The organism is Mycobacterium sp. IS-3022 (assembly GCF_001500065.1).
Taxonomy (GTDB): Bacteria; Actinomycetota; Actinomycetes; order Mycobacteriales; family Mycobacteriaceae; genus Mycobacterium.
In genome coordinates, this window is the sequence record NZ_LQIN01000020.1 from 36,403 (window position 1) to 47,687 (window position 11,285).

Consider the following 11,285-nt stretch of genomic DNA (forward strand, 5'->3'; position numbering starts at 1 on the left):
CTAGTCCTCCAGCGCGCGGCCGACGATCAGCGGGTCCGGCTCCCCGACCACCTCGTCGTCCTTGTCGTCGTAGTCGAACCGCGACAGCAGGTACCGCATCGCGTTGATCCGGCCGCGCTTCTTGTCGTTGCTCTTCACCACGATCCACGGCGCATAGTCGGTGTCGGTGGCGACGAACATCTCCTCTTTGGCCCTGGTGTAGTCCTCCCACCGGTTGACCGCTTCCATGTCCACCGACGAGAACTTCCACTGCCGCAACGGATCAACGAGCCGGATCGCGAACCGCGTCCGCTGTTCGGCCGGCGACACCGAGAACCAGAACTTGGTCAGGTGCAGCCCCGAATTGACCAGCATCTCCTCGAACGCCGGCGCCTGGCGCATGAACTCGGCGTGCTGTTCGGGCGTACAGAAGCCCATCACCCGTTCGACGCCCGCGCGGTTGTACCAGGACCGGTCGAACAACACCATCTCCCCGGCGGTCGGCAGATGCCTGACGTATCGCTGGAAGTACCACTGCGACTTCTCTTCCTCGGTCGGCTTCTCCAACGCCACCACCCGTGCGCCGCGCGGGTTGAGGTGCTCCATGAACCGCTGGATGGAACCACCCTTGCCCGCCGCGTCGCGGCCTTCGAACAGGATCACGTGCCGGGCGCCGGTGCGTTTACTCCACTTCTGCAGCTTGAGCAGTTCGATCTGCAGCCGCCGTTTCACCCGCTCGTAGTCGTCGCGCGACATCCGCTCGTCGTACGGATAGCGCTCACGCCACGTCTGGATCGGCTTGCCGTCGCGGTCGAGCAGGACCGGGTCGTCTTCGTCCTCGTCGTTGACGGTGTATCCATGGTCGTCGGTCGACAGGGCGTCGAGGTCAATCTCAGCATCTGCGGTCGTCATCCCAGCTCCTTGCACGGTCTCTATCCCCGCTCGGCGCGGGTGACAAACCTGCCCGGCAGTACTGTCGCCTTGTGCAGCTCATCCGCGGCGCGCCGCTCACGTTCGCGTGGTTGGTCGTCCTGCTCGTCACCAGCCGTGTGCAGCGCTCGGCCGGCCATCGAGCGTCGCGGCGGATCCAACGCAGAAACTCCACCAACCTGCGTCGGCTGCGCACCGAACCGTCGCGCGTGCTCACCACCAGTCTGTTCTGGCTCGACGACCATCGGTGGTGGCCGTACCTACCGGTGTTCGTCGGAGTGGTCGCACCCGCAGAACGCCGATTGCGTTGGTGGCGTTGGCTACTCGTGGGGATAACCGCACATGTCGCCGGCACCTACCTCGGCCAGAGCTACCTGCGGCTACTGATACGGAAGGGTCGCGCGCCGCAGCGGTTGGAGAACGCCCGCGATGTCGGGGTGAGCTACTTCGTCCTCGGCGTGACCGCCGCGCTGTCGGGCTACCTCCGAAGGCCGTGGCGACCGCGCGCCCAGGCCGCGGCGTTGCTGGCACTGGCAGGTAACGCCGCCGCACGGCCGACCTTCACCGAAATCGGGCACCTGACCGCGTTCGTCGCCGGGCTGGCAGCCGTCCCGCTGGCACCGGACCGCGACTCCAAGCCGTATCCGCGGTTACCCGACGTTTCATAACCGCCGCCCGGGGAAACTTGTCGCCATGCAATGGGAATGCGCCGTCGTCGGGGCCGGAGCCGCCGGGCTGAGCGCCGCACTCGTCCTGGGCCGGGCGCGACGGCGCACGGTCGTGATCGACGCCGACGAGAAGAGCAACCGCGCATCCAGCGTCATCGGCGGCCTTCTGGGCTATGACCAGCGGCCGCCCGCCGAGCTCTACGCCGCCGGGCGCCGTGAACTGGCGTCGTACCCCAGCGTCGAGTACCGGCACGGCACGGTGCGCAGCGGCCGCCCTGTCGACAGCGGGTTCGTCCTCGAACCGGACGACGGCGACCCCATCCTCACCAAGCGCGTCCTGCTCGCCACCGGCATGCAGTACTGCCCGCCGGACCTGCCCGGGCTCGCCGAACTGTGGGGCACCTCGGTGTTCCAGTGTCCGTTCTGCCACGGCTGGGAGATGCGCGACAAGCGGCTCGCCACCATGGCCGCCGGCGAGGAGGCCATGCACTCGGCGCTGATGCTGCGCGGCTGGAGCGACGACGTCGTGCTGCTGACCGACGGCCGCACCGACCTCTCACCCGCCGACATCAACGTGCTGCAATCGGCCAACGTCGTCATCGACGACCGTCGCGTCGTCGAATTGCACAGTGACAACGGCCAACTCACGGCGATCGGGTTCGCCGACGGTGACCGCCTGGCCCGCGACGGCCTGCTGGTCGAGGCGCCGCTGCGCCAACGCTCGGCGCTGGCCCAGCAATTGGGCGCCGAATGCAGACCCGGCCCGCTGGCCGCCGACACCATCAACATCGACGCGATCCACCGCACGGTGACCGGCGGCGTGTTCGCCGCCGGCGACGTCTGCAGCGAACAGCCCTATGTGGCGGGCGCGATCGCCGCGGGGTCGAAGGCGGCGATGATCATCGTGCAGAGCCTGCTTGCCGACGAGGTCGGCCTGCCCTACCCGCCGATCTAGGTCAACACCGCGTCGCACATCACCGGCAGGTCCCGCACCCGAATGCCGGTGGCGTGGTACACCGCGTTGACGACGGCGGCGGCCGAGCCCACGATGCCGATCTCCCCGGCGCCGCGCGAACCCATCGGGTTCGAGTGCTCGTCGATGTCGTCGAGCCACATCGCCTCGACGGTGGGGACATCGGCGTGCGAGCTGATGTGGTACGTCGCCAGATCCCGGGTGACGACGTGGCCGAAGCGTGGGTCGCGCACGCCCTCCTCGTGCAGGGCCATCGACAGCCCCATCGTCATGCCGCCGATCAGCTGCGAGCGCAACGTCACCGGATTGATCACCCGCCCGACCGAGAACACACCGAGCATCCGCGACACCCTGATCTCGCCGGTGTGTCGACTGACCCGCGCCTCGACGAAATGCGCACCGAACGAATACATTCCGAAGTTCTGCGCCTCCTCGTTCTCCGGTGCCTCGGCGCTGGTCGCGACGCCGACCTCCGGAACATCCCCGTGGTCGTGCCGGAACTGTTGTGCCGCAGCGACGATCGCTCGACCCCACGAGCTGATGCCCGACGAGCCGCCCTCCACCGACGCGGTGGGCAGGTCGGTGTCGCCGATCTGCAGCTCTATCGCGTCCAGCTCACATCCGAGCGCGTCGGCTGCGATCTGCGAAAGCGCCGTCCAGGTGCCGGTGCCGATGTCGACTGCTCCGATCCCGACGGCGTAGCGGCCCGGTGCGATGCATTCGATGCGGGCGCCGTTGCCCGGCATGATCATCGCCGGGTACACCGACGACGCGACGCCGGTGCCGACCAACCATTCACCCTCGCAACGGGTTCCGGGTTCAGGGTCACGCGGCGCCCAGCCGAACCGCCCCGCACCCGTCCGCAGGCATTCGACAAGGCGGCGGTCCGACCACGGGTTACCGGTCTCGGGGTCGACGGCGGGTTCGTTGCGGATGCGCAACTCGATCGGATCGACGCCGCAGGCGACGGCGAGTTCGTCCATCGCGACCTCGAGCGCGAACATGCCCGGGCACTCGCCCGGGGCGCGCATCCAGAACGGCACGGGCACGTCGAGTGCCGCCAACCGATGCGACGTCGTGCGATTCGGGCCGGCGTACATCATGCGCGACGGGACCGCGGCCTGCTCGGCGAACTCCTTGACGGTCGCGGTCTGGCTCACGACCTCGTGGCTGATCGCCGTCAGCGTCCCATCACGTTCGGCGCCGAGGCGCAGGTGCTGGATCGTCGGCGTGCGGTACCCGGCGACGTCGAACATCTGCTGCCGGGTGACGGCGAGCTTCACCGGACGACCCGCCACTCGCTGCGCGGCCATCACCGCAAGGGTGTTGTGCGAGTGCGGCGCACCCTTGGAGCCGAACCCGCCGCCGACGTTCTTCGCGATCACCCGCAGCTGTTCGGGTTGCAGCCCGAACGTCGTCGCCATCTCCTTGCGGACGGCGTGCACACCCTGCGTCGAATCCCACAGCGTCAGGGTGTCGTTGTCCCACAGGGCGATACAGGCGTGCGGTTCCATCGGATTGTTGTGCTCGTGCGGGGTGCTGTAGGTCTGATCGATGACGACGGGCGCGGCCCGTAGCGCGGCTTCGACGTCGCCATCGGAGGTGTCGGTCGGATAGCCCGCGTTGACCTGTTCGGGTGCGTACAGCTTCGGGTGGTCGGCGCTCAACTCGACGTCGTGCGACGCCTCGTCGTACTCGACCCGCACGAGCGCCGCTGCGTGCCGGGCGGTTTCGGCGCTCTCGGCGATCACGCCGCCGATCAACTGGCCGCGGTAGTGCACGTCGGGATTCTGCAGGACGGTGAGGTCGCCGTTGGAGGTTTCGGCCAGGCGCGGCGCGTCGAATACGGTGAGCACGGCCAGGACGCCGTCGAGCGTCTCGGCGGCGGAGGTGTCCATCGTCGCGATCCGGCCGTTGGCGATGGTGGCCTGAATCGCGTGCAGATACACAGCGTTCTCGACGGCGTACTCGTAGGCATAGTCCGCGGTGCCGGTGACCTTGGCGGGCCCGTCGAGTCGGGTGACGGCGGTGCCGATGGCGCGGGGTTCGAGGGTGGTCATCGCTGCTCCGTCAGCTCGGTCAGGGTGGCGATGATGGCGCGGCGGGTGAGTTCGACCTTGAACTGGTTGCCGGGCAATGGTTGTGCGCGTTCGAGTTCGGCGTCGGCGGCCGCGCGGAAGGTGTCCGCTATGGCTGGTGCGCCCGTGAGCACTTGCTCGGCACGGGATGCTCGCCATGGTTTGTGGGCGACTCCGCCGAGTGCGACGCGGGCGCTGGTGACCGTGCCGTCGTCGACGACGAGTTCGGCGGCCACCGACGTCAACGCGAATGCGTACGACGCGCGGTCGCGCACCTTGCGGTACGTCGAGCGGGCGCCCTTCGGCGGTGCGGGGATCTCGACCGCCGTGATGAGCGCGCCTTGCGGCAGCACGGTGTCGCGGTCGGGGCGATCGCCGGGCAACCGGTGAAACTCGGTGAGCGGCAGGCGATGTTCGCCGTCGGCGTCGTGGTAGACCACGACGGTGTCGAGCGCTGCCATCGCGACCGCCATGTCCGACGGGTGCACGGCGACACAGTGTTCCGAGGCGCCGAGGATGGCGTGGTAGCGGACGTAACCGCCGATCGCCGAGCAGCCCTCGCCGGGGGTGCGCTTGTTGCACGGGGTGGTGACGTCCTGGAAGTAGACACACCGGGTGCGCTGCAACAGGTTTCCCGCGGTGGTCGCGAGGTTGCGCAGCTGACCGGAGGCCGCCGACAGCAGCGCGCGGGCGAGCACGGGGTAGTGGCTGCGGACCACTGGGTGGGCGGCGAGGTCGCTGTTGCGGACGTCGGCGCCCACGCGCAGCGACCCGTCGGGCAACTGGTCGACTTCGGTGAGGGGTAGGTGGCCCACGTCGACGATGAGCGACGGTTCGACGATGCCGAGCTTCATGTGATCGACGAGGTTGGTGCCGCCGGCGAGGAACACGGCGTCGGGACGCTCGGCGACGGCGGTGACCGCGTCGGAGATGCTGGTGGCGCGGTGGTAGTCGAACGGAATCATCGGGCCGCCTCACTGATCGCCGCGACGATGTTGGGGTAGGCGGCGCAGCGGCAGAGGTTGCCGCTCATGCGCTCGCGGATCTCGGCGTCGGAGAGTTCGGGCGACTGCTCGAGGTCCTCGGTGACGTGGCTGGGCGCGCCGGACTTGACTTCGTCGAGCATGCCGACGGCCGAGCAGATCTGGCCGGGCGTGCAGTAGCCGCATTGGAAGCCGTCGTGGTCGAGGAAGGCCTGGGCGACGGGGTGCAGCGCGTCGGCATCGCCGAGCCCGGCTGCGGTGACGATCTCGGCGCCGTCATAGGCGACGGCGAACGCCAGGCAGGTGGTGGCTCGTCGGCCGTCGAGCAGAACCGTGCACGACCCGCACTGGCCGTGGTCACAGCCCTTCTTGGCGGCGGTGACGCCGAGGTGTTCGCGGAGCAGGTCGAGCAACGTCGTGCGGTTGTCGACGGTCAGCGAACGCCGGGTGCCGTCGACCGACACGGTGATATCGGTGAAGTGGGCTGACTCCATCAATGGCAGGTACCCGCGCCCGACGTCGCAAAACGACCACTCCATTGACTGATGATTCAGTCAATGGAAGGATGGCGTCATGGGCCTGACAGTGGGGCGGCAATCGTGACCCGACTTTCCCGTCGCGAACAGGCGGATGCCCGGAAGGCGCAGCTGGTCGAGGTCACCCTCGGCCTGTTCGTGGAACGCGGGATCGAGCGGGTGACGGTCGGCGAGGTCGCCGCCCGTGCGGGGGTCGCGCCCGGGCTGGTCTATCACTACTTCGGCAGCAAGGACGGACTGATCCGCGCGGCGATCGAGGCCGCGAGCCCACGCGACGCGCTGGCTGGCGTCATGGGCGACCTTTCGGGCCGACCGGCGGACGAGGGGCTGCGGGCGTTCTGCCTGCGGCTGGCCACCTTGCTCGAAGAGCGCGGCGATGTCGTGCGGACGCTGTTTCGGGAGATGCTCGCACCCGAGTCGGCGATTCCCGCCGGCGTCGCCGAGATGCAGGAACACGTGCTCGGGGATCTCGCCCGCTATGTCGATGAGCGGATCGCGGCAGGCGAACTCCGCGAGCACGATCCGCGTGTGACGTTGCGCTTGCTCATCAGCGCGATCCTCGTGCTCGGGGTCACCCGTCAGCCGGTCAAGCCGTGGATCGACGGCTTCGTGAACACCATCCTCGACGGAATCCGGACGGAATCGTGATGAAATTACGAAACAGCTGGCTGTGGCTGCTGAAGAACACCCTCAACCGATTGACCGCCAAGCTGGCCCGGTCCGGGCACGGACCGTTCTGCCTCGTCCGGCACGTCGGCCGGAAATCGGGGCGCGTCTACGAGACGCCGATCATCGTGGCGGCGGTGCCGGGCGGCTTCGTCGCCGAGCTCACCTACGGCGAGAACGTGAACTGGTACCGCAACATCGTCGCCGCCGGCGGCTGCGAACTCGTGGTCGGCGGCACCACCCACGCCGTTACCGGGATCGAACGCTATCCCGCCGAAGCCGGACGCCGCGCCTTCGGTTTCCCGGCAGAACTGGTCCTAAGGCTTTTGCGCCGCGACGAATTCCGACTGCTCCGCACTTCCGACTGATCGGCAGCCGAACATGGTGAAGAACAACTGGCCCATCATCGCGAGCGTGATCGTCGTCGCCGCGCTCTACCTGCTGGCGGAGTTCCTCTTCGCGCCGAAGGTCATGGCGTCTGCAGCGGTGCTGCTGGTCGGCGGGCTGGTGTTGTGGCGGTTCGCCCCTGCGACAGCAGAACTCGATCCCACCACGATCGTCGTTCCGTATCTGCTGACGGTCATCGCGTTCATTGCTCATGTCTACGAGGAATACCGTGCGTTCGTCCTCGGCTTCCCGAGCGTCCTCGACCCGGTGGTCGATCTCGACCTCAACACACTGCTGTCCCACGCCGCGTTCGTCTCTCCCATCGTGTGGCTCGCGGCCGCCGTGATGATGCTCAAGCGGTGGAGCGTCGGCTACTACCTCGCGTGCGTGTTCCTGTTCGGCATGATGTTCATGGAACCCGCCCACTTCATCGCGCCGTTCCTCGCCGACGGGACGTGGCACTACGTCGGTGGCGCCTGGACCGCCCTGATCCCCGCCGTTCTCGGTTGGTACACGTACCTTCGGCTGCGACGCGCGACCAAAGCGACCAAAGCCGAGAACAGGACTCACGCCTGATGGACGGCTTCATGGCGTTGCTCGCCGGTACCGTTTTCCTTCGCGGTTCGGGCGCGGGGATGATCACCGGCATCCTGTTGCTGACCACGCCGGCGCGGTCGCGGCTGGGCTGGCGGTCCTACCCGGGTGCGCTCCGCGCGATGTACGGGGCGTGGGGCGTCAAGGTGTACGGCGTCATCACCGGGCTCGGCCTGGTCCTCACCATCGTCGCGTTGGTCTGGGCGATCCTGCGCGGCGAGAACCCAGCCTTGGTGGGCCTGGTCGCGGCGTCGCTGGCGGCCACCATCGGCGGATTCGTCGGAACGGCCGGCGCCTACCCCGCGATGAAGAAGCCCTTCGCCACGCCCGACGAGGACCAGCGTCTCGTCCTGACGTTGTTGTCCCGCTTCGGAAAGTGGGGGACCGTCAGCGCTAGCTGTCACGTCGCGGCATTCGCATTGATCACCGCGGCGATGGCAACGGCCTGAGCCCACAATGGACGGCATGCCGCAGACGTGGAAGCTGGATCAATCCGACGGCCGCCTCGAAGTCCGCACCGGCGTCGAGGGCCGCGCCGCGAAGATGGGCCACCGCCTCACGATTGCGATGAACAGCTGGCATGCGACGGTCGCATGGGCGGACGGCGAACCGACCGAGGTGACGCTGACGGTCGACGTCGATTCGCTGGAGGTGCTCAGCGGCGAGGGCGGCGTGACGCCGTTGACGGGTCCGGAGAAGGCGCTCGCGCGGACGAATGCGTTGAAAGTGCTGGATGCGAAGCGGTTTCCACGGATCACGTTCGAAACGAGTGGCATCGACAAGACCGGCGACGGATACCGTCTCACCGGGACACTGCAGATTCACGGGCGGGATCGGAACCAGGTCGTCGACGTGGTGGTGAATGAGCTCGATGATGTGTGGCGTATCTCATGTGAGGCCGACGTGCGGCATTCGGACTTCGGTCTCAAGCCGTATTCGATGCTGATGGGCTCGATGAAGGTCGCCGATGTGGTGACGGTGTCGTTCAGCGCGAAACGAAACAGGCGGTAACCTGGTCGAGGAAATCGCCTGTGCTGCTGCGACATCGGAGTCGACGTATACCTGCTGCGGGGAGCGGGTTATGTAACAGCGCGTTGCGGGAACACCATTGACTGCTGCGCTGGCGTCGAGAAGAGGAAGGATTGCATGTGAGCTCCCCGAAGGGCGGCTCCCGACTGGGTACGCGATTCGGGCCGTATGAGCTGAAGTCCCTGATCGGCGTCGGCGGCATGGGCGAGGTCTACCGCGCCTACGACACCGCAAAGGAACGGACGGTGGCGATCAAGCTGCTACGTCCGGATATGGCCGCCGACCCCAACTTTCAGGAACGTTTTCGACGCGAGTCGCGCGTGGCCGCGCGGCTGCAGGAACCGCACGTCATCCCCGTGCACGACTTCGGCGACATCGACGGGACGCTCTACATCGACATGCGCCTGGTCGAGGGGGCGAGCCTCAAGGAGCTGCTGCGCACCGACGGCGCATTGCCCGCCACCCGGGTCGTGTCGATCATCGCCCAGGTGGCGGCCGCGCTGGACGACGCGCACGCCAACGGTCTCGTGCACCGCGACATCAAGCCGGAGAACGTGCTGCTCACCGCCGACGACTTCGCGTACCTCGTCGACTTCGGCATCGCCCACGGCGGCGGGGAAGCGGCGGTGACGAAGACCGGGCTGGTGATCGGCTCGTGCGCCTACATGGCGCCGGAACGTATCAGCGGCGAGCGCGGCGGCCCTGCCTCCGACATTTACTCGCTGACCTGCCTGCTCTACGAATGCCTGACCGGTCGCGCACCGTACGACTCCGGTGACCTGCGCGAGATCATGGGCGCTCACTTGTTCTCCCCCGCGCCGCGGCCGAGCATCATGCGCAGAGGTATCAGCCGGGAGTTCGACGACGTCATCGCGCGCGGCATGGCGAAGAAGCCCGCGGACCGGTTCACGACGGCCGGCGAGCTGGCCAAGGCCGCCGCTGCGGCAGCGAATGCACCGGTCGCGGCGCCGCCTCCACCCCCGCCGCCGGCGCCGTCGACGCGACAGTTCTCGGCCGTCGACCCGAATCCGGCGCGCACGGGCTATCAGCCGGCGTACAGGCCGTTGCCGCCACCCGCGCCGAGCCGCAAGCCGCGGTTCGGCCCTGCGCAGGTCGGGTTGGTGGTGACGACGATCGTGCTGTTCACCGCGGCGGTGGTGCTCGCGCTCGTGCTGGCGTTCGGCGACAACGGGAGCGGACCGGCGCCGCGGACGTCGCTGGCGCTGCCGCCTACGACGACGACCGAAGCCACCGAGCCGTCGGCCGAAACCACCGCGCCGTCGACCACCACGACGACGACGGCGCCGTCGACCACACCGACCACCAGCGGCCCGCCGATCGCCGGGGTCTCCGGCACGGATTCGCAAGGCTTCATCGGGCACACCGCGCGCTGCGATGCGGGCAGCACGCCGGCGGCGGCGATCAGGACCGCGCAGTCGCTGGCGGTGATCTGTGAGACCGCGCCGGGCGACTACTACTACCTGGGTGAGCGCCTGCGCGACGGCGCCAACGTGCGACTCGACAACGCACAACCGTCGGGCGCCGGGTTCGTCGCCACCAATCCGGCCGACGGCGCGCGGTACGACGTGCAACCCGGCATGCTCACGATCTCGAGCAACGGGACGGTGGACTCGGCGGAGCCGGCGTTGGAGTACGGCTCGGCGGACCGCTGATAGGCGATTTCGGCGCACTCCCTATCGCACAAGCGACCATTTACGCACCGAACCGCCGCTGGTCGGCTACCGTTCGGCGAGAGACACGTCTCGGATCGGGGACCACCATGGACAACCGCAGATATGCCCGCGCCAGCCAAGAGGCCCGCGCGCAGGAGATTCAACTCGACGCCCGCCGACTACGGGAATTCGACACGTTCGCCAAGTTCTCCGACAGCGACCTCAGGCGCCTGGTCGAAGCCGCACACCGCACGTCGACGTCGGGGCCCTGGCCGCTGATCCGCGAGCAGACCCCGTCGGACGCCTGCTACATCCTGCTCAGCGGGGAGGTCGGGGTCTACGTCGGCCACGACCGGATCGCCGAAGTCGGTCCCGGCGAGGTGATCGGCGAATCGGTGCTGCGGCGCGGCGCACTGCGCAACGCGACCGTGACGACGACCGGGCGCGCCGAGGTGCTGCACATCGACCGTGACGACCTGGAGCGCCTGATCGCCGAGATACCCGCGCTGCGCGCGGCGATGGACGCCACGGTCGCCCGCCACGCCCCGAAAGCCGCCGAACCAGGCTGACCCGTACCGCCCCGCTCCAGGTTTTACGCGAGTGTCAACTCGGGTACGAGGGTGGAATGGAGCGGCTCAGCGCATTCGACGCCAGTCTGCTGTACAGCGAATCGCCCAGCGTGCCGCTGAATGTGTGTTCGATCGCCTGCCTTTCCACTGACTCAAACTTTTTGACAGGCCCGCGTTATCCACAACGCGGCGTTGTTGAGGAGGTTGAGTGAGGCATGGT

General features: G+C 68.0%; 13 protein-coding genes. 9 read left to right on the forward strand and 4 right to left on the reverse strand.

The genetic code is table 11. The annotated features are described in order from the left end of the window. Window positions 1–891, reverse strand: coding sequence for a polyphosphate kinase 2 (gene ppk2, locus AU188_RS13845; RefSeq protein WP_059164275.1), 891 nt, complete (start codon window positions 889–891; stop codon window positions 1–3). A 71-nt stretch (window positions 892–962) separates the two neighbouring features. On the opposite strand from ppk2, the gene AU188_RS13850 reads away from it, so the two are divergent. Together AU188_RS13850 and AU188_RS13855 are read left to right on the forward strand one after the other, a co-directional pair. Then, complete coding sequence (locus tag AU188_RS13850) at window positions 963–1,577, forward strand: rhomboid-like protein (RefSeq protein WP_059164276.1); 615 nt, start codon at window positions 963–965, stop codon at window positions 1,575–1,577. Between the two features lie 25 nt (window positions 1,578–1,602). Continuing rightward, the gene (locus AU188_RS13855; RefSeq protein WP_059164277.1) at window positions 1,603–2,532 is read left to right on the forward strand and encodes an NAD(P)/FAD-dependent oxidoreductase; all 930 of its coding nucleotides are present in this window, start codon (window positions 1,603–1,605) and stop codon (window positions 2,530–2,532) included. Here the strand turns inward: AU188_RS13855 and AU188_RS13860 are convergent. Genes AU188_RS13860 through AU188_RS13870 form a run of 3 tightly spaced genes read right to left on the reverse strand, consistent with a single transcriptional unit; the run spans window position 2,529 to window position 6,105 of the window. Beyond that, on the reverse strand, window positions 2,529–4,610 hold the full coding sequence (locus AU188_RS13860) for a xanthine dehydrogenase family protein molybdopterin-binding subunit (protein ID WP_059164278.1): 2,082 nt from the start codon (window positions 4,608–4,610) through the stop codon (window positions 2,529–2,531). The genes AU188_RS13855 and AU188_RS13860 overlap by 4 nt on opposite strands. Next, complete coding sequence (locus AU188_RS13865) at window positions 4,607–5,593, reverse strand: FAD binding domain-containing protein (protein ID WP_059164279.1); 987 nt, start codon at window positions 5,591–5,593, stop codon at window positions 4,607–4,609. The genes AU188_RS13860 and AU188_RS13865 overlap by 4 nt, the downstream gene beginning before the upstream one ends. Then, complete coding sequence (locus AU188_RS13870; RefSeq protein WP_082686631.1) at window positions 5,590–6,105, reverse strand: 2Fe-2S iron-sulfur cluster-binding protein; 516 nt, start codon at window positions 6,103–6,105, stop codon at window positions 5,590–5,592. The genes AU188_RS13865 and AU188_RS13870 overlap by 4 nt, the downstream gene beginning before the upstream one ends. A gap of 105 nt (window positions 6,106–6,210) precedes the next feature. Between AU188_RS13870 and AU188_RS13875 the strand changes: the two genes are divergently transcribed. The 7 genes from AU188_RS13875 (at window position 6,211) to AU188_RS13905 (ending at window position 11,065) form a co-directional block, all read left to right on the forward strand. Continuing rightward, window positions 6,211–6,795 carry a TetR/AcrR family transcriptional regulator gene (locus AU188_RS13875; RefSeq protein ID WP_059164280.1) on the forward strand — a complete coding sequence of 195 codons (585 nt, stop codon included), beginning with the start codon at window positions 6,211–6,213 and terminating at the stop codon, window positions 6,793–6,795. Then, a complete protein-coding gene (locus AU188_RS13880; protein WP_059164281.1) occupies window positions 6,795–7,181 on the forward strand; it encodes a nitroreductase/quinone reductase family protein in 387 nt (128 codons plus the stop codon). Before AU188_RS13875 ends, AU188_RS13880 begins: the two co-directional genes overlap by 1 nt. Window positions 7,182–7,194: 13 nt before the next feature. Further along, entirely contained in the window at window positions 7,195–7,776 is a 582-nt protein-coding gene (locus AU188_RS13885) for a hypothetical protein (RefSeq protein WP_059164282.1), read from the forward strand. An 11-nt stretch (window positions 7,777–7,787) separates the two neighbouring features. Further along, complete coding sequence (locus AU188_RS13890) at window positions 7,788–8,243, forward strand: hypothetical protein (RefSeq protein WP_156426682.1); 456 nt, start codon at window positions 7,788–7,790, stop codon at window positions 8,241–8,243. A 16-nt stretch (window positions 8,244–8,259) separates the two neighbouring features. Next, window positions 8,260–8,805 carry a YceI family protein gene (locus AU188_RS13895; protein WP_059164293.1) on the forward strand — a complete coding sequence of 182 codons (546 nt, stop codon included), beginning with the start codon at window positions 8,260–8,262 and terminating at the stop codon, window positions 8,803–8,805. A 137-nt stretch (window positions 8,806–8,942) separates the two neighbouring features. Then, a complete protein-coding gene (locus AU188_RS13900) occupies window positions 8,943–10,496 on the forward strand; it encodes a serine/threonine-protein kinase (RefSeq protein ID WP_059164284.1) in 1,554 nt (517 codons plus the stop codon). 107 nt (window positions 10,497–10,603) lie between these two features. Further along, window positions 10,604–11,065, forward strand: a complete 462-nt coding sequence (locus tag AU188_RS13905; RefSeq protein WP_059164285.1) for a cyclic nucleotide-binding domain-containing protein — start codon at window positions 10,604–10,606, stop codon at window positions 11,063–11,065. Window positions 11,066–11,285: the final 220 nt, after the last annotated feature.

What these genes read in the sequence shown, in the direction of transcription:
- ppk2 (WP_059164275.1), bottom strand. Translation starts at nt 891, where the DNA reads ATGACGACCGCAGATGCTGAGATTGACCTCGACGCCCTGTCGACCGAC.
- AU188_RS13855 (WP_059164277.1), top strand. Translation starts at nt 1,603, where the DNA reads ATGCAATGGGAATGCGCCGTCGTCGGGGCCGGAGCCGCCGGGCTGAGC.
- AU188_RS13860 (WP_059164278.1), bottom strand. Translation starts at nt 4,610, where the DNA reads ATGACCACCCTCGAACCCCGCGCCATCGGCACCGCCGTCACCCGACTC.
- AU188_RS13865 (WP_059164279.1), bottom strand. Translation starts at nt 5,593, where the DNA reads ATGATTCCGTTCGACTACCACCGCGCCACCAGCATCTCCGACGCGGTC.
- AU188_RS13870 (WP_082686631.1), bottom strand. Translation starts at nt 6,105, where the DNA reads ATGGAGTCAGCCCACTTCACCGATATCACCGTGTCGGTCGACGGCACC.
- AU188_RS13880 (WP_059164281.1), top strand. Translation starts at nt 6,795, where the DNA reads ATGAAATTACGAAACAGCTGGCTGTGGCTGCTGAAGAACACCCTCAAC.
- AU188_RS13885 (WP_059164282.1), top strand. Translation starts at nt 7,195, where the DNA reads ATGGTGAAGAACAACTGGCCCATCATCGCGAGCGTGATCGTCGTCGCC.
- AU188_RS13890 (WP_156426682.1), top strand. Translation starts at nt 7,788, where the DNA reads ATGGCGTTGCTCGCCGGTACCGTTTTCCTTCGCGGTTCGGGCGCGGGG.
- AU188_RS13895 (WP_059164293.1), top strand. Translation starts at nt 8,260, where the DNA reads ATGCCGCAGACGTGGAAGCTGGATCAATCCGACGGCCGCCTCGAAGTC.
- AU188_RS13905 (WP_059164285.1), top strand. Translation starts at nt 10,604, where the DNA reads ATGGACAACCGCAGATATGCCCGCGCCAGCCAAGAGGCCCGCGCGCAG.